The organism is Flavobacterium sp. JLP (genome assembly GCF_015350755.1).
Lineage (GTDB): Bacteria > Bacteroidota > Bacteroidia > Flavobacteriales > Flavobacteriaceae > Flavobacterium.
Genome location: NZ_JADKPS010000008.1, coordinates 105,118 through 127,270 on the forward strand (window position 1 = coordinate 105,118; position 22,153 = coordinate 127,270).

The 22,153-nt window shown below is 33.8% G+C and carries 16 protein-coding genes; 10 read left to right on the plus strand and 6 right to left on the minus strand.

Annotation, left to right across the window (positions count from 1 at the left end; translation table 11 throughout):
* Window positions 1-9: 9 nt before the first annotated feature.
* Window positions 10-2,439: a DUF5916 domain-containing protein gene (locus IRZ83_RS17490; RefSeq protein WP_194570508.1), complete on the plus strand. Its 2,430-nt coding sequence runs from the start codon at window positions 10-12 to the stop codon at window positions 2,437-2,439.
* Window positions 2,440-2,580: 141 nt separating this feature from the next.
* Window positions 2,581-4,098, plus strand: a complete 1,518-nt coding sequence (gpmI, locus tag IRZ83_RS17495) for a 2,3-bisphosphoglycerate-independent phosphoglycerate mutase (RefSeq protein ID WP_194570509.1) — start codon at window positions 2,581-2,583, stop codon at window positions 4,096-4,098.
* A gap of 128 nt (window positions 4,099-4,226) precedes the next feature.
* Here gpmI and IRZ83_RS17500 read toward each other — a convergent pair whose 3' ends face one another.
* The gene (locus tag IRZ83_RS17500; RefSeq protein WP_194570510.1) at window positions 4,227-5,480 is read right to left on the minus strand and encodes a DUF445 domain-containing protein; all 1,254 of its coding nucleotides are present in this window, start codon (window positions 5,478-5,480) and stop codon (window positions 4,227-4,229) included.
* 254 nt (window positions 5,481-5,734) lie between these two features.
* Here IRZ83_RS17500 and map point away from each other — a divergent pair, with 254 nt between their 5' ends.
* From map to apaG, 6 genes are all read left to right on the plus strand, one after another.
* Window positions 5,735-6,553 (plus strand): type I methionyl aminopeptidase, encoded by an 819-nt coding sequence (map, locus tag IRZ83_RS17505; RefSeq protein ID WP_194570511.1) that lies wholly within the window; start codon window positions 5,735-5,737, stop codon window positions 6,551-6,553.
* 58 nt (window positions 6,554-6,611) lie between these two features.
* Window positions 6,612-6,986 (plus strand): GxxExxY protein, encoded by a 375-nt coding sequence (locus IRZ83_RS17510; protein ID WP_194570572.1) that lies wholly within the window; start codon window positions 6,612-6,614, stop codon window positions 6,984-6,986.
* An 80-nt stretch (window positions 6,987-7,066) separates the two neighbouring features.
* Entirely contained in the window at window positions 7,067-7,840 is a 774-nt protein-coding gene (locus tag IRZ83_RS17515; protein ID WP_194570512.1) for a methyltransferase domain-containing protein, read from the plus strand.
* A 70-nt stretch (window positions 7,841-7,910) separates the two neighbouring features.
* Entirely contained in the window at window positions 7,911-10,859 is a 2,949-nt protein-coding gene (locus tag IRZ83_RS17520; protein WP_228520718.1) for a DEAD/DEAH box helicase, read from the plus strand.
* An 80-nt stretch (window positions 10,860-10,939) separates the two neighbouring features.
* On the plus strand, window positions 10,940-12,199 hold the full coding sequence (locus IRZ83_RS17525) for a DUF5103 domain-containing protein (protein ID WP_194570513.1): 1,260 nt from the start codon (window positions 10,940-10,942) through the stop codon (window positions 12,197-12,199).
* Between the two features lie 79 nt (window positions 12,200-12,278).
* Entirely contained in the window at window positions 12,279-12,665 is a 387-nt protein-coding gene (gene apaG / locus IRZ83_RS17530) for a Co2+/Mg2+ efflux protein ApaG (RefSeq protein ID WP_029273249.1), read from the plus strand.
* Here the strand turns inward: apaG and pdeM are convergent.
* The 4 genes from pdeM to IRZ83_RS17550 all read right to left on the minus strand — a co-directional run bounded on the left by pdeM (window position 12,658) and on the right by IRZ83_RS17550 (window position 18,539).
* The gene (pdeM, locus tag IRZ83_RS17535) at window positions 12,658-13,293 is read right to left on the minus strand and encodes a ligase-associated DNA damage response endonuclease PdeM (protein WP_194570514.1); all 636 of its coding nucleotides are present in this window, start codon (window positions 13,291-13,293) and stop codon (window positions 12,658-12,660) included. The two genes, apaG and pdeM, sit on opposite strands and share 8 nt — an antisense overlap.
* A 33-nt stretch (window positions 13,294-13,326) precedes the next feature.
* Window positions 13,327-15,786 (minus strand): ligase-associated DNA damage response DEXH box helicase, encoded by a 2,460-nt coding sequence (locus tag IRZ83_RS17540; RefSeq protein ID WP_194570515.1) that lies wholly within the window; start codon window positions 15,784-15,786, stop codon window positions 13,327-13,329.
* 87 nt (window positions 15,787-15,873) lie between these two features.
* Window positions 15,874-17,475, minus strand: coding sequence for an ATP-dependent DNA ligase (locus tag IRZ83_RS17545; RefSeq protein ID WP_029273246.1), 1,602 nt, complete (start codon window positions 17,473-17,475; stop codon window positions 15,874-15,876).
* The gene (locus IRZ83_RS17550) at window positions 17,475-18,539 is read right to left on the minus strand and encodes a ligase-associated DNA damage response exonuclease (RefSeq protein WP_194570516.1); all 1,065 of its coding nucleotides are present in this window, start codon (window positions 18,537-18,539) and stop codon (window positions 17,475-17,477) included. Before IRZ83_RS17550 ends, IRZ83_RS17545 begins: the two co-directional genes overlap by 1 nt.
* A 200-nt stretch (window positions 18,540-18,739) precedes the next feature.
* Here IRZ83_RS17550 and pruA point away from each other — a divergent pair, with 200 nt between their 5' ends.
* Entirely contained in the window at window positions 18,740-20,365 is a 1,626-nt protein-coding gene (gene pruA / locus IRZ83_RS17555; RefSeq protein WP_029273244.1) for an L-glutamate gamma-semialdehyde dehydrogenase, read from the plus strand.
* 282 nt (window positions 20,366-20,647) lie between these two features.
* Window positions 20,648-21,379 (plus strand): hypothetical protein, encoded by a 732-nt coding sequence (locus tag IRZ83_RS17560; protein WP_194570517.1) that lies wholly within the window; start codon window positions 20,648-20,650, stop codon window positions 21,377-21,379.
* 84 nt (window positions 21,380-21,463) lie between these two features.
* Here the strand turns inward: IRZ83_RS17560 and rsmG are convergent, their stop codons facing one another.
* On the minus strand, window positions 21,464-22,093 hold the full coding sequence (gene rsmG, locus IRZ83_RS17565) for a 16S rRNA (guanine(527)-N(7))-methyltransferase RsmG (protein ID WP_194570518.1): 630 nt from the start codon (window positions 22,091-22,093) through the stop codon (window positions 21,464-21,466).
* Window positions 22,094-22,153 lie beyond the last annotated feature (60 nt).

The following is a 22,153-nucleotide window of genomic DNA, read 5'->3' on the forward strand; positions in this document are numbered from 1 at the left end:
ACAATTAGCATGAAGAAAGCAGTTTTCATAATACTTATTTTATCAAGCTTCTGGAGTTACAGCCAGAAAAAAGTTTTGCAGGCACAGCCTATTTCTCAATATATAACGATAGACGGAAAGCTTGATGAAACCGCTTGGGAAAATGCACCAATTGCGACTGATTTTATCATGTTTGAACCTGATAATGGAAAACCAATTACAGAAGGAAAAAAAACAGAAATAAAGGTCTTATATAATAATGATGCGATTTATATTGGCGCGATGATGTATGACGATGAACCAAATAAAATTTTAAAAGAAATATCCCAGCGCGATAATTTTGGAACCGCTGATATTTTTGGCGTTTTTATAAATGGTTTTAATGATGGCCAGCAAAATTTTGAATTTTTCGTTTCTGCCGCAGATGTTCAAGGCGACTGTATTATGACTGATGCAATCGGCGAAGATTATTCGTGGGATGCTGTTTGGATCAGTAAAGCTAAATTGACCGATAAAGGCTGGATTGTCGAAATTAAAATTCCGTACGCCGCTTTGCGTTTCTCTGGAGAAAATAAGCAAACTTGGGGAATTAATTTTTTTCGAGAAGTAAAACGTGAACGCAAAAAATATACTTGGTCTTTAATTGATACCAAAATTGGAACATTTACACAACAAAATGGAGATTTAGTTGGAATAGAAAACATCAAACCTCCTACCCGATTGTTTTTTATGCCTTACGCATCTTACTATTTAAATGCTGCTGATGGCCAAAAAACGTATGGAACACTTAAAGGCGGAATGGATATTAAATACGGTATTACTGATGCTTTCACGCTTGACGCTATTTTAATTCCAGATTTTGGACAAACAAAATACGATGATCAAATTTTGAATTTGGGTCCGTTTGAACAGCAATTTAACGAAAATAGAGCTTTTTTTACTGAAGGGACTGACTTATTTAATAAAGGAAACATGTTTTATTCCAGGAGGATTGGAGGAAAACCGTCTGTAGATCCCGATCTAAATGATAATGAAGAAATTATTGATAACGTTCAGAATGTCAACTTAATTAATGCCTTAAAAGTTTCTGGAAGAACAAAAAACGGTTTAGGAATTGGAGTGCTAAATGCTATTACTGAAAAAACATTTGCAACCATAAAAGATACTATCTCAGGAGAAACCCGAAAAGTTATTGTAGAACCGTTGACTAATTATAATGTATTGGTTTTAGATCAGCGGTTTCGAAAAAATTCGTCTGTAACTTTCATCAATACTAATGTTACTCGAAATGGTGAGTTTAGAGATGCTAACGTTACAGGTTTAGCATGGGATTTAAATACAAAGGCAAATACTTATAATTTATCTGGAAATATAAAACATAGTATTATTAATGATACTGAAGATAAAAACGGAACTTTTGCTACTGTTGGTTTTGCAGAAACAAGCGGAAAATACCGTTACAGTGTAGGAGGCGATTTTGTTACCAAAGATTTTGATCCGAATGATTTAGGAATTAATTTTTACACTAATTATTACAACTTTTACGGAAATGCCAATTATAGAATTCTAAATCCAACTAAGCTTTTTAATAGTTTTAGAATCAATTATAACATGTACGCCGAGTTTAATAAAGAATCTGGAAAGGTTCAAGACAACAGCATTAATGCAAATCTAAACCTAACTACGGTTAAAAATAATTATTACGGCTTGGGATTTACCTTCTTTCCTCTTGAATCTAATGATTATTACGAACCAAGAGCTGAAAATCGTTATGTCATTATTCCGAGAAAATTTGAGGCATGGGCCAGCGTTTCGACCAATTACAATCATAAATTTGCTATAGATTTAAATCCGTCTATATCTATTGCTGATCAATCCGGAAGAATGGCTTATGGAGCTGACATTGGTCCGAGATACCGTTTTAGCGACAAACTTTTATTGACTTATACTTTTAGTTATTTTAGAAAAAACAATAATAAGGGATATATTGACAGTGTTGATGCTGACGATAATGAAAGCACTCCCGAAACTATTGTTTTTGCAAATCGAAATGTAATAACGTATTCTAACACTTTGGGTGGAAAATATGCCATTAACAGTGCAATGACAATCAATTTAGCTGTTCGTCAATATTGGTCTTATGCCGAAAATAAAGACATTCTCGAATTACAGCAAAACGGAACTTTGACTCCTTATCCGCAATACACTGACAATAAAAATTCTAGTTTTTATTCCTGGAACGCTGATTTGTCTTATTCGTGGTGGTTCGCGCCCGGAAGCCAAGTTTCTGTTCTTTATCGAAATAGCGCTGCTAATTTTGAACGCGTTATTGACAAGCAATTCAAAGACAATGTAACAGGATTACTAAACAATGATGCCTTAAAACACATTTTTTCAATCAGTGTAAAATATTTTATTGATTATAATGCTGTCAAAAATAAGCTCAGAAAAAGAGCTTAGTGTGAATTAATTTTAAAAAATAAAGACTTCTATAATTAAATTAATATTTTTTATTACGCTTCATTTTATTAAACATAAAATATCATTATGCTTTCCTGCAAATTTTAGAAATGACTTATCTTTGTAGAAAACAAAAAAGTAATGAACAAAAAAGTTATCCTTATGATTTTAGATGGTTGGGGAAAATCTCCTGACCCTAAAGTATCTGCAATAGACAATGCAAATGTTCCTTTTATAAACAGTCTTTACAAAAATTACCCAAGTGCACAGCTTCGTACTGACGGATTAAACGTTGGTTTGCCAGAAGGACAAATGGGAAACAGCGAGGTTGGACACATGAACCTTGGCGCCGGAAGAATTGTATATCAAGATTTAGCCAAAATAAATTTAGCCGTAGCACATCAAACACTTGCCAAAGAACAAGTTCTTGTTGATGCCTTTACTTATGCTAAAGAAAACAATAAAAAAGTACACTTTTTAGGATTAGTTTCTGATGGTGGAGTTCACTCGCATACATCACACTTACGTGGATTGATCGATGCTTCTCAAGAATATGGTTTAGACCAAGTTTATGTTCATGCTTTTACTGACGGACGTGATGTTGACCCGAAATCTGGAGCAAAATACATTCATGATTTAGAAGAGTATATTAAAGATACTCCTGTAAAAATTGCCTCTATTATTGGACGTTATTACGCAATGGATCGCGACAAACGTTGGGAACGCGTAAAATTAGCTTACGATTTAGTGGTAAATGCCATCGGGACTCCTTCAAAAAATGCTGTTGCAAGCGTTCTTGACAGTTATGCACACGATGTTACGGATGAGTTTATTGCACCAATAGTTATGGTCGATGAAGAGCAAAAACCATTAGCAACAATTGTTGAAGGCGATGTTGTGATTTTCTTTAATTTCAGAACCGATAGGGGCCGTGAACTTACAGAAGCACTTTCTCAGCACGACTTCCATGAGCAAAACATGCACAAATTAAATTTGTATTACGTAACGCTTACAAACTACGATGAAACGTATCAAAACGTAAAAGTAGTTTACAATAAAGATAACATTACTGAAACCCTTGGTGAGGTTTTAGAAAAAGCGGGCAAAAAACAAATTCGTATTGCTGAAACTGAGAAATATCCACACGTAACGTTTTTCTTCTCTGGAGGAAGAGAAACTCCTTTTGAAGGCGAATCTCGTATTTTAAGAAATTCTCCTAAAGTTGCAACTTACGATTTACAGCCAGAAATGAGTGCTTACGAACTTACAGCTGCACTTGTTCCGGAATTAAACAAAGGCGAAGTTGATTTCGTATGTCTGAATTTTGCTAATGGAGACATGGTAGGCCATACAGGAATTATGAGCGCTGCAATTTTAGCTTGTGAAGCTGTTGATGCTTGTGTAAAGCAAGTTATCGAAGCAGCTCTTGCTAACGATTATACTACAATTGTAATCGCCGACCACGGAAATTGCGAAACGATGATTAATCCTGACGGAAGCCCGAATACAGCACACACCACAAACCCAGTGCCGATTATTTTAGTTGACAAACAATTAAAAAACATTCAAAACGGTGTTTTAGGTGATATTGCACCAACTATTTTAGAATTGATGGGCGTACAGCAGCCAAATGCAATGACTTGTCATTCTCTTTTATAGGAAACCATTTTTTATACTAAACCATATAAGGAATGTAAGTTATTTAAAATTTATTAAATCAAACTTACATTCCTTATATGGTTTATTTTTTTTACAGACCTATTATATTTACTTATATAAATTACTATTTAAACAATAAAATAATGATAAGTCCATTCGACGCCGTAAATAACAAGTCCTATTAAACCTCCAACCAATGTTCCGTTGATTCTGATGTATTGAAGATCTTTGCCTATTTCTAACTCTAGTTTTTCAGAAACTTCTTTTCCGTCCCAGCTTTTTACGGTTGACGAAATTAAATCTCCAATAACTTTTTTATTGTTTAAAAGAACAGACAACAAATCATTTTTGATGAAATTGTTGATTTTTTCAATCATTACAGCATCTTCTTTTATACCGCTTCCGAAGCCTTGAATTAAATTGGCTATATTATTTTTAATTGAAGATTCATCGCCTTTCTCTAAATCATTCGAAATTGACAATTTTATTTCATCCCAAATTCCGTTAATGTAATCCTGAACTTCTTTTTTGCCGGCAAAACCCAAAATCATATTGTTAATCTTGATTCTCATTTCTTCGGAGTTTTTTACTTTATCCAGAAAATCATGAACATATTCGTCAATTTTAATTCTGATTTCGCTTTCTGGATTTTTTGCTTCATCCAAAAACTCTTGCAATCCATTAAAAATTCCTTCTGAAATGCTTTTATCGGCTAAGCCAAAACTTAAAAAAGGTGTTGATTCTTTTACTTTTTTCCGAATCAAATCTTTATTGTTTGTTAATTCAGAACTCATTACTTCGAGAACATTTGTCAGCAGCTGATCTTTCACATTTCCTTTATGTAAAGGCTCTAAAGCCAATGCAATCCAATCTCCAAAATTTATAGCTTCTAATTTTTCTTTAAATTGCACTTGAATGAATCTTTTAATATCTTCATCCTTTATGGTTTTTAAAATTCCCGGGATAATATTCAGCGCAATTGAATTGGCAATTTTATTGGCATTTTCTTCCTGCGAAAGCCAATCTGAAGCTTTTGTTGCAAAATTGAATTCGTCTAATTTAATTTCTAATTTCTCGCGATTCAGAAATTCCTCTGAAACAAAACTTCCAAGATTTTCTCCAATCTCATTTTTCTTAGTTGGAATAATAGCCGTATGCCAAATCGGAATTCCCAAAGGATGACGAAACAAGGCAACGACAGCAAACCAATCCGCAATACCGCCAACCATTGCAGCTTCGCTAAAAGCCTGAAGCATTGGAATTTTAAAGTAAATTGCAATTATAAACAGAAGCACAGCAACGCCCAAAAGTGCCAGAGCATTTTGCTTCATTTTTCGTAAAGCTTTTATTTTAGCTATATCTTGATCTGTAGAAATTTCCATGATTATAAATATTTTTACTACTAATTTAGGGCTTTTTTACGAGATATTGGGTTGTGACGGCTGTTTAAATAGCCGTGAATTCACGAATTTTCTCCAAAACTTTACGCATAACTAAATGCTACAAAATTAATTTTGAAAATTTTGCATTGCGATACTTCGTGAATTTGTGGTGAAAATAACCTTATGTCACCCAAAAAAATTAGACAAAAAATAATATTAAAATCGTACTTTTGCGAACTGAAAATCTGAAAAATATGATTATCCCAAAAAATAGAGAGGAAATCGAATTAATGCGCGAAAGTGCTTTGATCGTATCTAAAACATTAGGAATGATTGCTTCTGAAATTAAAGAAGGAGTTACCACATTATATCTTGACAAATTAGCCGAAGAATTTATTCGTGATCACGGTGCAGTTCCTAGCTTTTTAGGATTGTATGATTTCCCGAATTCGCTTTGCATGAGTCCAAATGCTCAAGTTGTTCACGGAATCCCAAATAATACGCCTTTGAAAAGTGGAGATGTAATCTCGGTAGACTGTGGTGCATTTAAAAACGGATACCACGGCGATCATGCTTACAGTTTTGAAATTGGAGAAGTTGCTCCAGAAGTGAAACAACTTTTGAAGGTTACAAAAGAATCTTTGTATGTTGGAATTAGAGAATTTAAAGCTGGAAATCGCGTAGAAGATGTTGGAAACGCAATTCAAAAATATACTGAATCTCATGGTTATGGAGTAGTTCGTGAATTGGTTGGACACGGTTTAGGGCAAAAAATGCACGAAGAACCAGAAATGCCAAATTACGGAAAACGCGGGCGCGGAAAACTTTTTGTAGAAGGAATGGTTGTAGCTATTGAACCTATGATCAACATGGGAACAAGAAACATCAAACAATTAAAAGACGGCTGGACAATTTTAACCGCTGACGGAAAACCAAGTGCACATTTTGAACATGATGTGGCTCTAATTAATGGCAAACCAGAATTATTATCGACTTTTCAATATATCTACAAAGCTTTAGGAATCGAAAGCAATGAAGAAGATGAATTTAGACAAGTGCCGTTGGTATTGTAACACGGATTTCACAAATTAACACGAAATCCTTTTTTGTTGAAATTTCACTGAATGAATGATGAGTGAATTATATTTAAGAGAAGAGTCCTATAAGATTATTGGAATCTGTATGGAAGTCCATAAAGTTTTAGGAAAAGGACATAGTGAAAAAGTTTATGGTGATGCTTTGGAATATGAGTTTCAACGCAATGAAATTCCTTATAACAGAGAATTAAGATATAACATCGCCTATAAAGACATTATTTTGCCCAGTTATTATTTTGCAGACTTTGTTATTTTCGATGAAATTATTTTAGAGTTAAAAGCAATTGCAGCATTATCAACAAGCGAGATCAAGCAGACATTAAATTATTTAGCTGCATCAAAAAACAAACTAGGTTTACTAGTTAATTTTGGTGAAGACAGCCTCAAGTACAAACGAATAATACTTTAACCCAAATCAAAAGTTCGTGAAATTTACCAAAGCATTAATCTGTGTCAATTGGTGAAATTCGTGTTCAAATTTATTTAATCGTGAAGAAACTTTTTAAAATTATTTTAAATACAATTCCCCGCCCATTATTAATTCGTTTGAGTTATGTGGCGCGTCCAATTTTAGCCTTATCATTAAAAGGAGATAAATTTACAGATCCTATTGACGGGAAAAGTTTCAGATCGTTTTTGCCTTACGGATACGGAAAACAACGTAATAACGTACTTTCACCAAGTACACTTTCGTTAGAAAGACATCGTTTGCTTTGGTTGTATTTAAACGATCAGACCGATTTTTTTACAGCGCCAAAAAAAGTGCTTCATTTTGCTCCAGAACAAGCTTTTTACAAACTATTCCGCAAACAGAAAAATCTGGATTATACCACAACCGATTTGTTTTCGCCCCTTGCAGATGTAAAAGCAGATATCTGTAATTTGCCTTTTAAAGACAATGAATATGATGTGATTTTATGCAATCACGTTTTAGAACATATTCCGGATGACACGAAAGCAATGCAGGAATTATTTCGCGTATTAAAACCAGGCGGAATGGCTATTCTTCAAATTCCACAGGATTTATCGCGTGAAATTACATTTGCAGACGATTCGATTACAGATCAAAAAGAACGTGCTAAAATATTCGGACAATACGATCACGTTCGCATTTACGGCCGTGATTATTTCGATAAATTAAGAAGCATAGGCTTTATTGTTATTGAAGAAGATTATACTAATAAAATGACACCAGAATTGGTTGAAAAATACTGCTTGGCAAAAGGCGAAATTATTCCCCTCTGCTTCAAACCAGAAAATTAGTTTTCCACCATATAAGTAATATAAGTTCATTTAAAAAGTTTTCAGAATAGCCCAATTTTGAAAACTTTTTATGTTTATAAGCCTAATCAAAATCATACCAACCAAATCTCAAATCTTGGAACCTTCAAAATCATTTCAATTTTGTTTTGACATCAGTTTTGAAAAAAATCTGAATACTTATATTCCAACAGCTTATATAGTTGAGAATACTACTGAAATTAAATATTTAGATAAAAAAGCTAGTACAAACGTGCTTGAGAGTTTTGGAATTTCTTTTGAAAATTTAGATTCCAATACAAAAAAAATACTTAGTGCCTGCGAATCTTTAAAGCTTGACTTTATTTTCAAAAAATTCAGTGCTAAAATCAAATCGGCAAAAACAATTGCTGATCTGCAAAAAGATTCTAAAATTGATTTTGCCATTCGCCAGCATTTGCAGCTAAACCTAAGTTCCTTTTATACTTTAATCGTACAGGAGCAATTTCCGCTTTCGCTCAACATCGGACCTGAAAAAGATTTTTATCGTTCGAGAGTGAATACCAATCCGCTTTATTTTGAACCTCAAATTCAGTTTGACAAACATGTCGAAGGTATTACTTATACGCTTTCCTTAAAAGAAAATGAAACTTCATTTTTGCCAATGAACAAGAGTGTTGAAATTCTTTTAGATGAGCCGGGCTGGTTGATTGTCGATAAAAAATTAGGACAGCTAAAAGACCTTAATACTAAAAAACTACAGCCTTTTTTAAAGAAAAAATCAATCGAAATACCTTCAAAATTAGTCGATAATTATTTTAAAAATTTTATTCCTGAAATCGCTAAAAAAATTGATATTGAAGCAACTGGTTTTGAAATAGAGCTTCGTGATAAAATTGTTTCCAGCACTATACAGCCTGTTTACGATTTCTTTAAAAACTGTTATTATCTTAATCTTTATTTTGATTATAATGGTTATTTATTTGATGCCAGCAAAACGAAAAAAATACATTCTTTTGTTGATTTCAGCATTGTTAATGAACCTAAAATAATTCAGTTTAAAAGAAGTGCTGACGAAGAAATATATACACAGAAATTGCTTGAAATTGGTTTAATAAAAATCAAAAATGAATTATTTGGATTGAATTCTGATGCAGAAATTCATGATCCATATGTCAATATTCAATTCGTTATTGATCATAAAGAAAACTTGGAAAGTTTAGGATTTTCTATCCAAAATCTAAAACTTGAAAGCAAAGAAATTATTACTGGAAATCATACTATTTCAGCTTCTAAAGACGACACAAAAGAAGATTGGTTTGACATTAAAATAATCATTACAATTGGAGATTTTACTATTAATTTTAGTGAGATTATCCCAAATATAAAAAGCAAGGAAAGGCTGTTTTTACTGCCTGACGGAAACTATTTTTTGATTCCGTTAGAATGGCTCAGCAAATACAGTTCACTGGCAAAATTATCCAATACAGAAAACGGAAAACTGCTTTTGCGTAAAAGTAATTTCACTGCTTTAGATGCAATTGCGGAAATCAAAAAAGATGTAATGCTGCAAGCTGAATATACTGCTTCAGATTTGCTGAAAGCAACGCTGAGACCCTATCAAATCGAGGGCGTAAAATGGCTTTTGGGTCACTTTAACTCTAATTTAGGAGCTTGTCTGGCCGATGATATGGGACTTGGAAAAACATTACAGACTTTAGCCGTTCTCGTTGCAGTGCAAGAACAATTGGGGTTTAAAACTAAAACAACAAATTTTGATTTGTTTGCGAATGAAACTACGATAGAAAGAGAACCACTAAAAACCTTGATTGTGTTACCATCTTCATTGGTTTTTAACTGGTTTAATGAAGCTGGAAAATTCACACCGCATTTTTCGAAAATGCAATATGTGGGTAACGACAGAAAATTATTAGCACATAGATTAGAATCAACCGATTTAATTTTTACCAGCTACAGCATCGTTCATCGTGATGTTTCAATTTTAGAAAAATATGATTTCCGTTATTTAATTTTAGACGAAAGCCAATACATTAAAAATAAGAATTCTAAGATTTTTAAAGCTATAAATAAAATAAATACTGCTCACAAAATTGCGCTGAGCGGAACGCCTATTGAAAACTCACTCGACGATTTATGGTCGCAGATGCAATTTATAAATCCTGATATTTTAGGCAGTTATAATTTTTTCGCAGAAAATTTTAAAATTCCGATTGAGAAAAAGCAGGATCAAAATAGCTTATCTGAATTAAAAAATCTTATTCAGCCTTATATTTTGCGACGAACCAAAGAACAGGTTTTGAAAGATCTACCTGAATTAACAGAGCAGATTTATTATTGCGACATGGATCCTGAACAGGAAAAATTATACGAACAGGAAAAATCAAAAGCTCGTAATTTTTTATTGAAAACTGATGGATCAAGCCCTGATAAAATCAGCATAATCAACACGCTGATGAAGTTGAGACAATTGAGCAACCACCCAAAAATGGTAGATCAGGAGTCAGAAATTGATTCTGGAAAATATATTGCTGTCACTAATTATTTGGAAAATTTAGTAAAAGCAAAACAGAAGGTTATTATTTTCAGTTCGTTTGTTACAAATTTGAATTTTTACACTTCTTGGTGCAAGGGAAAAAAAGTTGAATATTGTGAAATTACAGGCGAAACACCTGCCAATAAAAGAGAACAGCAGGTAGAACTATTTCAAGAAAACGAAAATCCGTTATTGTTTTTCATTTCGCTTAAAGCCGGAGGTGTTGGTTTGAATATTACAAAAGCTTCTTATGTTTTATTCTTAGATCCGTGGTGGAATCCTTTTGCTGAAAAACAAGGCGTTGGAAGAGCGCACCGAATTGGACAATTGAATAAGGTAAATGTTGTCCGATTTATTTCGAAAAATACGGTTGAAGAAAAAATAATCAAACTGCAGGAAAACAAAAAGCTTTTATCTGATTCACTTTTAGAAGAAAGCTATATCAACGACGAAATTGAAGTGAACTTAGAATACATTTTAGGTTCTTAATAAATTGTTTTTAAAACCAATAAAGTGTCCTGTTTTTCGTTATATAAATTGTTATATTTACAATCTTACAACCTAATAAGATGCCAAAATTTTTATATAGAATCTTTATTCTGCTTTTTATTTTTACTTCGGCGAAAGCCCAAGAAATCCAAACTGAAGTAATTCCACCATATAATATTAAAACAGTTTCATTTATTCAGAACGGTAATAATGTAGTTCCGATATTTGAATTAGGTGATACATTTGAATTTCAATTTGATGATTTATTTGGCAATGAAGCCAACTATTATTTTGAAGTTGTGCATTGTGATTACAACTGGAAACCTACTGATATTCCTAAAACAGATTATTTACGAGGTTTTGACAATCAAAGAATTACCGATTATTCGAATTCATTTAATACGCTTCAGGTATATTCGCATTATAGACTTGCTTTTCCAAATCAGTTTACGACCCAGCTTCGAATTTCCGGAAATTATATGCTGAAAATTCTAAATGAAGACAAGGAAGTTGTTTTCTCGAGAAAATTTATTTTATATGAAAATCATTCTACAGTTTCGGCGCAGGTAAAAAGAAGCCGTAACATCAGCAATATTGATTACAAGCAAAACCTTGATTTTGCAGTATTGTCAAACGACATCGTTTTTCAGACTCCGCTGCAAAACCTAAAAATTCTTTTATTGCAAAATGGTAATTTTAATACTGCAATTAAAAATATTGCACCTCAATATACCATAGGAAATCAGATGGTGTATAAATATGACACTGAAACTCAATTTTGGGGCGGAAATGAATTTTTATATTTTGAAAATAAAGACATTCGCGCAGCCAATAACAATGTTGGCAGAGTGGGCTCTAATAATGATATTTACAACGCTTATTTGTATACAAACGCTGCAAGAGCAAACCAAATTTATACTAATTATCAGGACGTAAATGGTAATTTTGTTGTAAAGAACATTAATGGCTCTAATAACGAAATTGAAGCTGATTATGCTTGGGTTTATTTTACTCTTTCGGCACCAACTTTCAGAGCAAACAAAGACATTTATATTACGGGGATGTTCAACAACTACAGTCTGTCGCCAGAATATAAAATGGATTATAATTCAGATAAGGGTGTTTTTGAAAAAGCAGTTATGCTCAAACAAGGTTTTGTTAATTTTCAATATACAATTGCAGATAAAAAAGGTGTGATTGATTATGAAAATGCTATTGACGGAAATTTTTATCAAACTGAAAATGAATATACAATATTAGTGTATTATAAAGAAAGTTCTGATCGATACCAGAGAATCATAGGAAAAGGCAACGCGAACTCAATAAACATAGTAAATTAAAACATTGTTAAGGTTTTCAGTTGAATGATTTTTTTTCGTAGATTTGCAAGTATAACGCACACATATATACTACTTTAGTATGGTTTCTCAGATAACACGAGGCATAAAAATATCTGTTTTGACTAGTTTTGAAGGTACTTACTTCAAGAACTACAAGATTCACTTTGCCTTTAGTTACGTAGTTACAATCGAAAATCACAGTAAAGACTCAGTTCAATTGACATCTCGTCACTGGGAGATATTCGATTCTTTGAATGATTTAGAAGTTGTAGACGGAGAAGGTGTTATCGGTAAAAAACCAGTTCTAAAACCTGGAGAAAATCATACTTATAGCTCGGGCTGTTTGCTATCATCTCCTTATGGAGCGATGAAAGGTCATTTTAATATGATTAATTTTACTACCACAAAAACATTCAAAGTTATTGTTCCTACTTTTAGAATGTGTGCTCCTTTTGCAATTAATTAATGGCAATCTCAATTATTCCTTCTTTTGTAATAGCGTAAGCCTTATCATTTTCAGTAGGCACCAAATAAGAATTTCCTGTAAACTCTCCAAAAGCCGGAAAAATCAATTGATTGGGTTTTCTGAAAAAACAAGACAAACTTAAAAACTGCCTGCCCAAACCTTTTAGTTTTATACCAGGATGAAGATGCCCGCAGAAATTAAAAAATCCTTCTTTTTCTATTGGATGATGTGTGAGCGAAAAATCATCAATTACTAATTCACTATAAATTTCGATATTCAAATCGTCATAATATTGTTTTGAAATAATATCGTGATTTCCCTCAACTAAAATTATTTTTTGTGAATGCTTCTTTGTCCATTCAACAAAAAAATCCCATTCGTTATTGATTTTGCTGTGAAATAAATCTCCTAAAAAAATAATTTTATTTGGATTGAACAACTGCAGCACAGCATCAAGGCGAATGAAATTTTCGAAAATTGCATCTTTAGGAATCCCTATTCCGTGTTTTCTAAAATGCGCCACCTTTCCTAAATGCACATCAGAAATTAAAATCATATTTTGTTCTTCCCAAAATACAGCACCAGATTGATGCAAAATAAAATTTTGACCGTTTATTGTAATCTTCATATTTAATAATTTCTATTGAATCAAAATTTTGAATTATCTCATGTAACTCGCTGTCATTTTTTTGATTCTTTCCTGTAATGTCTCGCTTGATAATTTTTCCCTTAATCTGTCTGTGATAATAGGAAAACTAAAAGGAGTAGGCTTTAAACATTGTTTCCAAACAATAGTTTGCCTGTTAATTCTTTCCATCGCCTGAATCAAACGTCCTTCTTCCAGCTGATGCTCGAATGTTTCTATAAAGGCTTGCTGCAGCAAAAGATTATCAGGTTCGTAATCTCTAAAAACTTCAAAAAGCAATTGCGATCCACTTTGCAAATGTTTTGTTTTTACTGGTTTCCCTGGCATTCCGGTGAAAACCAATCCTGCAATTACGGCAATGTCTCTAAATTTTCTTCTCGCCATTTCTGTTGAGTTAAGACTTTTCTGCAAATCATGATGTACATATTCTGTAGAAAACAAATTATTATCAAAAACGGCCTGCATATCAATTTCCTGATCAGACAGCAACTCAAATCCGTAATCGTTATAAGCGAGAGAAAAAGTGATTGGCGACAACAAACTTATTCGATACGATAAAATACTTGCTAAAGCTTCATGCACAAATCGCCCTTCAAAAGGATAAAAAACAGCATGAAAACCTTCTCTCGTTTTAAATGTTTCTATTAAAAATTCATCGTCACTCGGTACAATACTTTCTTTTCGCTGCCGATCAAAAATAGGTTTTAATGCTTTTAATTCTGGCGTCAGATTATCTGTATTTGCTGCATATAATTCTTCTCGCAACAATTCACTCATTTGCACTGATAAAGCCATACGCCCTCCCATCCAGCTTACAGTTCTGGAGTTTTTTTTAGGATCTGCTTTCTTTACTAAAACCTGCATATTTTTAACTCGATATAATTCTAATCTTTTTCCAGCAAAAGTAAAAACATCTCCAGGCTGCAGTTTTGAAGCAAACCATTCTTCAATTGATCCGATATAACCTCCACTTAAAAACTTAACATTCAGAGCTGCATCACCAACAATAGTACCAATTTGCATTCTGTGATGCATGGCAATCATTCGGCTGTTGATTTTAAAACGTCCGTCTTCTTCGATTTCTACTTTTTTAAACTCGTCATACGCTTGCAGGCTCTGGCTTCCATTTGTGATAAAATTCAGAATCCAGTTCCAGTTTTCTTTTGTAATATTTTGATAACAGAATGTGTTTTTTACTTCTTTATAAATTTCATCTGGAAAAAATCCGTCAGAAACTGCCAAAGTGTTAAGATATTGCACCAAAACATCCCAACTGTTGAGATACGGAATTCTGTCTTCAACGATAGTTCTGTCCACTGCTTTTTTAAGTGCTGAAGCTTCAATCAATTCGATTGCATGCGTTGCAAGAAAATAAATAACGCTTTCTTTTCCAGGCTGATGACCGCTTCGCCCTGCCCTTTGCAGAAAACGTGCCACACCTTTAGGTCCTCCAATTTGAATAATCGTTTCAACAGGAGCAAAATCGACACCCAAATCTAGACTCGAAGTACAAACTACTACTTTTAGTTCTTCATTCCTAATAGCATTTTCAACCCACAAACGTGTTTCCCTGCTGATACTCCCGTGATGCATTGCCATATCTCCAGCGAACTCAGGATATTTTTCAAGAATGGCCTGAAACCACATTTCGCAGGCAGAACGAACATTTGTAAATATTAAAGTAGTTTTACTTTTTCGGATAATTTTGGCAACCTCATCAATTAAGTGCAACCCCATATGACCTCGCCACGGATAACTTTCCATTTTATCGGGTAATATCGAGAGCACTTTTATTTTTTTATTGATGTTCGCTTTAATTAAAATCGAATTTTGATAGGCTTCAGAATTTATTCCTAACAAAACTTGCTGTGCCAATTCGAGATTTCCAATAGTTGCTGAAATTCCCCAAATGCGCATTTTTGGCGCAACGGTTTTTAATCGGGACAAACCCAATTCCATTTGAACACCTCGTTTTGTACCTAATAATTCGTGCCATTCGTCAACAACAATCGCAGAACAATTAGCAAAAGTTTTCGCAAAATCTTTTGATGCTAAAAGCAGTTGCAAACTTTCAGGAGTTGTAATAAGCAAGTCAGGCATTTTTTTGCTTTGCTTGGCTCTTTCGCTTTGCGAAGTATCTCCAGAACGAATTCCAACGGTCATTTGAGTATCTAAATCTTGAACAATTCTGTCTGCCGCTTGTTTTATTTCGACCGAAAGAGCCCGCAAAGGCGTTATCCAAATCGCTTTTAATCCAGGTTTATGTTTGGTTTTATAATCGGGATTTTTTTTGATGTAATCGAGAACTATAGGAAACCACAAGGCATACGTTTTTCCGCTTCCGGTTGGAGCGTTCAATAAACCGTTTTTTCCTTGCAGAAAAGCAGTCCACGTTTGGGTTTGAAAAGGAAATGCTTTCCAGCCTTGCTTATGAAACCAGTTTTCGGCTAATACGTATAAATCGTTTCTATTCATTCTTCTTATTAAGGTTCAAAGCTACAAAGGCACAAAGGCACAAAGTTTTTCTTTAAAACTCTGTTGCTTTTTATCTTTGCCCCCTTTTTACAAAATCATACTTTTTAAATCTTCAATTGAATTCGCTTCATCAATTTTTTTGTCATGCCGCCATCTCAAAATTCTTGGAAATCGGGTTGCAATACCACTTTTATGCCTTTTTGAAAGTGCAATTCCTTCAAAACCAATTTCGAAAACCAGTTGAGGCGTAACGCTTCGAACAGGACCAAATCGTTCTAAAGTATTTTTCTTTATAAAATCATCCACTTTTCTAAATTCGGAGTCGGTTAAACCAGAGTATGCTTTTGCAAATGTGACTAATTCACGTTCGCCTTTATCATTATTTTGCCAAAGCGCAAAAGTATAATCTGTAAATAAATTCGACCGTCGCCCGTGACCACGCATGGCATAAGTTAAAACGGCATCAATTACCAAAGGTTCAATTTTCCATTTCCACCAGTCCCCTTTTTTTCTTCCAACCTGATACAGCGAGTCATTCCGTTTTAACATCAAACCTTCGCTTTTCATTTCTCGGGCACGCATTCTTTCATTGGTTACATCTTCCCAAGAATGGAGTAAAACTCTTTCTGATAATTGAAAATTAGGCGTTTTATCTTTTATCGAATCATATAATTGCTCCAATAAAAGGCGTCGTTCTGAATAAGGTAAATTTCGAATGTCTTGTCCTTCCCATTCTAAAATATCATACGCTTTTAATATAACTGGCACTTTTTCAAGTAAAGATGCAGATATTGTCTTACGCCCGATTCTGGCCTGTAAGTCGTTAAAAGTTCCTATTTCTCCTTCTGTAAAAGCTAGAATTTCTGCGTCGATAACCGTTCCGTCTGGAATAATTCCAACAAAAGATTTAAATTCCGGATATTTATCCGTTACCAATTCTTCTCCTCTTGACCAAACATAAATTTCGTTTTCACGAAAAATCGTCTGTGACCTAATTCCGTCCCATTTATGCTCGACAGACCAGTCTTCAGGATTTCCAAGATTATCAACTTCGCCTTCAATAGGATATGCAAGGTAAAACGGATACGGTTTTGATAAATAATCACTGCTTTTTTCATCTAAGATCAATTCTTGAAAAGTGATTGTGTTCGGATCCCAATTTCCCATTAATTTATAAGCCAAAGCATCTTCATCAACATCTTCAGCTTTAGACAAGGCACGTGTCATTAATTTTTGGCTTACGCCGATTCTTAAGCTTCCGGTAATTAATTTGGTAAAAACAAAGCGTTCGTAATAATTCAGTGCAAGCCAATTTTGATGTAAATATTCTTTTTTATCAGAATCTGATTTCTTTTTTAAAGCAATAATTTCCTGAAGATATTCGGTTAAACTTTTATCTGAATGTTCTTTTGTTGTCGGAATTATTAGCGCAATAGTTTCGGCCAAATCACCCACAATATGATAACTTTCCTCAAAAAGCCAAAGCGGAATATTAGCCAGTTCATTTGCCCAAATCCTTAACAAAGTAGTATTAACCGGTCTCGGAGGACGACGATGCGAAAGAATCGCAATGGTCCATACTTTATCTTCTGGCGATGCATTTTTAAAATACGTCGTCAGCGCATCGACTTTTACGTTCGTTTTATTCGAACTATCGAGAGTTTTTATAAGTTGGGCGAAATTCTTCATTATAATTCATTATTTTCAAGAATAGTCGAAGTTTCATTTTGGTCTATTGCAGCTTCTTTTTCATCTTTTTCCATTTCTGCCGACTCCCCTTCATACTGCGTTTTTTCTGTTCTTGCATCGTAACCTAATTCTCTTAAATATTTAGAGAAAATATCGGTGTAACCGTGCGTACAGATTATTTTTTCTGCGCCGGTAGCTTTTATACTGTCGAGCAAAGAATACCAATCGCAGTGATCGCTTAAAACAAAACCTTTATCAATTGCGCGTCTGCGTCTTGCGCCACGAAAAGCCATCCAACCGCTTGCAGCGCCTGTAACAAAAGGCGTCATTTTTCTGATCCAAATACTTCCGTGCGCACTTGGCGGAGCGAGCACAATATTTCCTGCAAAATCTTCTTTTTTAGTTTCGCGCGTTACTAAAGTTGTGGGCGGGAAATCGACCATCGGACGCAAAACATTAGTCATATTTTCGATTGCTCCATGTGTGTATATTTTTCCAATATCGGTATCCAGGTATTTTAAAAGTCTTTGCGCTTTTCCTAGAGAATATCCAAAAAGAATAGATGTTTTTCCTTCGGCTTTATTTTCTGCCCACCAATTATTGATTTCTGAAATTACCTCAGCTTGTGGTGTCCAGTTAAAAGCGGGTAATCCGAAAGTACATTCGGTTATAAAAGTGTCGCATTTTACAACTTCGTATGGAGTTGAAATACCGTCATCTTCTGTTTTATAATCTCCAGTAAAAACCCAGACTTCACCTTTATGTTCAACACGTATTTGAGAACTTCCTATAATATGTCCGGCAGGATGAAGCGAGAATTTTACATTGTTTATCACAAAGGTTTCTCCCCACTCTTTTCCGGTAACATTTATTTCGCCTAAGCGATGTCGAATTATAGGAATATTGGTATGATGTGTAATATAGTTTTGATGTCCCCAGCGCGAATGGTCGGCGTGCCCATGGGTAATAATTGCATTTTTTACCGGACGCCAAGGATCTAAATATACATCTGCCTGCTGACAATAAATGCCTTTATCGTTAAATGCTAAAAGTGGTATTTTCATATTATTACGATTTAGAAATTGTAAAAATCTTGGGCAGATTTATAACAAATTTAACTATTTAAAAATTCAGCTGTTTTATAAATTCACACGATTACTTTATTTAATTACAACTTTTTAATATTGTATTGTGATTTAATCAAATTATCATTTGTACTTTTGTAAAAAATTAAATAAATCGTAATTTTAAAATAATTTATCCCATGTTAAAAGGATTCTTTCATGTACCAAAAGCGGTAAACGAGCCAGTAAAAGGTTACGCGCCGAACTCACCAGAAAAAGCAGCTGTTCAGGCAGCATACACTTCAATGTGGAACTCTAAAATTGATGTACCATTATACATTGGTAGTGAAGAAATCAAAACTGGAAACACAAAAACAATTTCAGCTCCTCACGATCACAAACATATTGTAGGAACGTATCATTTAGCTGAAAAACAACATATCGAAAAGGCAATTGCTAATGCACTTGAATCAAGAACTGCATGGGCAAATATGGCATGGGAACAACGTGCTGCTATTTTCTTAAAAGCCGCTGAATTAATCGCAGGTCCTTACAGAGCACGCATTAACGCAGCAACTATGATTGGTCAGTCTAAAAATATTCATCAGGCAGAAATTGATGCTTCTTGTGAATTAATTGACTTTTTACGTTACAACGTAGAATTCATGACTCAAATTTACAACGATCAGCCAAAATCAGATTCTACTGTTTGGAATCGTCTAGAATACAGACCTCTAGAAGGTTTTGTTTACGCAATTACTCCTTTTAACTTTACTGCTATTGCTGCAAATCTTCCTGCAAGTGCTGCTATGATGGGTAACGTTGTAGTTTGGAAACCAAGTGACAGCCAAGTATTTTCTGCAAAAATTATTATCGAAGTTTTCAAAGAAGCTGGAGTTCCTGATGGCGTTATTAACGTTGTTTTTGGAGATGCTTTGATGATTACAGATACTGTTTTAGCAAGCCGTGATTTCGCTGGAATTCACTTTACAGGTTCAACTCACGTATTTAAAGATATATGGGCTAAAATTGGTGCAAACATTCACAATTACAAAACATACCCAAGAATTGTTGGAGAAACTGGCGGTAAAGATTTTATCATTGCACATCCAAGCGCTAACGTAAAACAAGTTGCTACAGGAATTACTCGTGGTGCATTTGAATTTCAAGGACAAAAATGTTCTGCAGCTTCAAGAGCTTATATTCCGCAAAGTTTATGGCCAGCTGTAAAAGAGCAATTAATTGCTGATGTAAAATCTTTTAAAATGGGTTCTCCTGAAGATTTCGGAAACTTTATTACAGCAGTTATTCACGAAGGTTCTTTTGATAAATTGGCAGGTTTTATTGATCAAGCTAAAAAAGATGCTGATGCTGAAATCATCGTTGGCGGAAATTACGATAAATCAGTTGGATATTTTATTGAACCAACTGTAATTGTAACTACAAATCCAAAATATACGACAATGGAAACCGAATTATTCGGACCAGTAATTACTATATATGTTTATGAAGATGCTAAATGGGAAGAGACCTTAGAATTAGTTGATACTACTTCTGAGTATGCTTTAACCGGAGCTGTATTTAGCCAAGATCGTTATGCTATTGAAGTAGCAACTACGAAATTGCAAAATGCTGCAGGTAACTTCTATATTAATGACAAACCAACTGGAGCAGTTGTTGGAATGCAGCCTTTTGGAGGTGCTAGAGCTTCTGGAACTAACGATAAAGCGGGTTCTGCATTGAACTTATTGCGTTGGGCTTCTCCAAGAACTATCAAAGAAACTTTTGTAACTCCTGAGGATTATAGATATCCGTTTTTGGGTTAATTCGTAGTTTCCTTATCAAGTAAAAGCCACAAATTTCAAATGAAATTTGTGGCTTTTACTTTTCTTTTGTTTGCAAGCGTAAATTTTAAATTAATATCCTTATTAAAATGTTTTGCAAACAAATAAAATAATTTGTAATCATTTTCTTACTATATTGTTTTTCAATACTATAGATCTTCATAAAATCTTATTTTAATAGTTTAAAAACTTATTGTGTCATTTAAAAAAAGAGTGCCTCAATAAATTTGTCCTCAGAAATACAATTAAAGAAAAGACAGATTTATGAAAAACTTAAACAACGTACCTGAAATAATTCTAAAATCAAAAAGTGTTGGCCATCCAATTGATTTTAAATGGAATAATAAAAAGATGGATAAATTTATGGATCCATTAGAAGGAAATGAAGACCTTGAATGTGCATTGTCTAATATTGGACATAAAGCTTGTATTGGTCTTACTGCTTCATTACTAGAATGGGTATCATGGCGTTTTACAGGATATTCGACAGCAGCAAACGATGTCCAAAAACGTATTGAGGCACTTTGGTGTTCTATTCATAATATAGACGAAACAAATCCTTTAGTTTTTGATCCAAATCTTGACATATCAGATTCTGGATCTGTAAACGGACCATTATGGGTAGCACTCATGAATGTTCGAATGATTGATGTAAAATACAGAAAAGGATCTTATTTCCTTCAAAGTGAACTACTAGGGTTAATTTTGCTGGCACGTTATATTACGCCAAAGAAAAAGTTTTTTGATAACTGGCTTGGCGAAATGATCCTACAGCTAACACTTAAATTTCCATGTAAATACAGCCAAGATAATCTAGATGAAAGCGATGAAGGAGTTTATGATTCTTCTGCTGAACCTTTGCTGTCTCGCGAATTTTTCTTTGATTCAAAATTTAAATATACTCCAGCGGCATCTGAGGAAGCTTTAAACAATTTTATAGGCAATTTAAATTATAAAGCAAATCCATTTTTAAACTTAACAAGAAAAGCATCTTAATTATAATTCACCTTTAGAATGCAAAAACCCGACAAGAATACTTCAGCAAGTAATCATTGTCGGGTTCTTATTTTATTTGAGCACTTATACTGTAAACTTCAAAGGCAAATGCACGACTTTTTTTGTTTCGAAAAATTCATCTTCAAAAACAGTCGACAAATCGTATAAAGTCGCTTTTGGAAAATCTTTTAATTCTTCGGCTAGATCACCACCTTTAAGATATAAGATTCCGTTTCTTAAAGTGTGTTTATGCTGTTTCTTGATTTTATCTTTTATCCAAGAAACAAAATCTGGCATATTGGTTACGGCACGGCTTACAATAAAGTCAAAATCACCTTTTACCAATTCCGCGCGTTTTTGTTCAGCTTTTACATTTTTTAATTCTAATGCATCAACAACGCCCTGAACCACTTTTATTTTTTTGGCAATAACATCAATAAGATAGAAACGTGTTTCTGGAAAAAGAATCGCTAACGGAATTCCAGGAAATCCTCCTCCAGTTCCTACATCTAAAACAGTTGCTCCAGGTTCAAACTTCATGATTTTTGCAATTCCAAGCGAGTGCAAAATATGTTTTGTATATAAGGCGTCGATATCTTTACGTGAAATGACATTTATTTTTTCATTCCAATCGTGATATAAAAAGTCTAATTTTTGAAATTGTTCGATTTGAAGATCGGTCAAATCTGGAAAATATTTCAATATCTCATCCATTGCTCTAATTTTTTAACAAAAGTACTACTTTACGATTGAAATATTTAACTCAATTTTGCA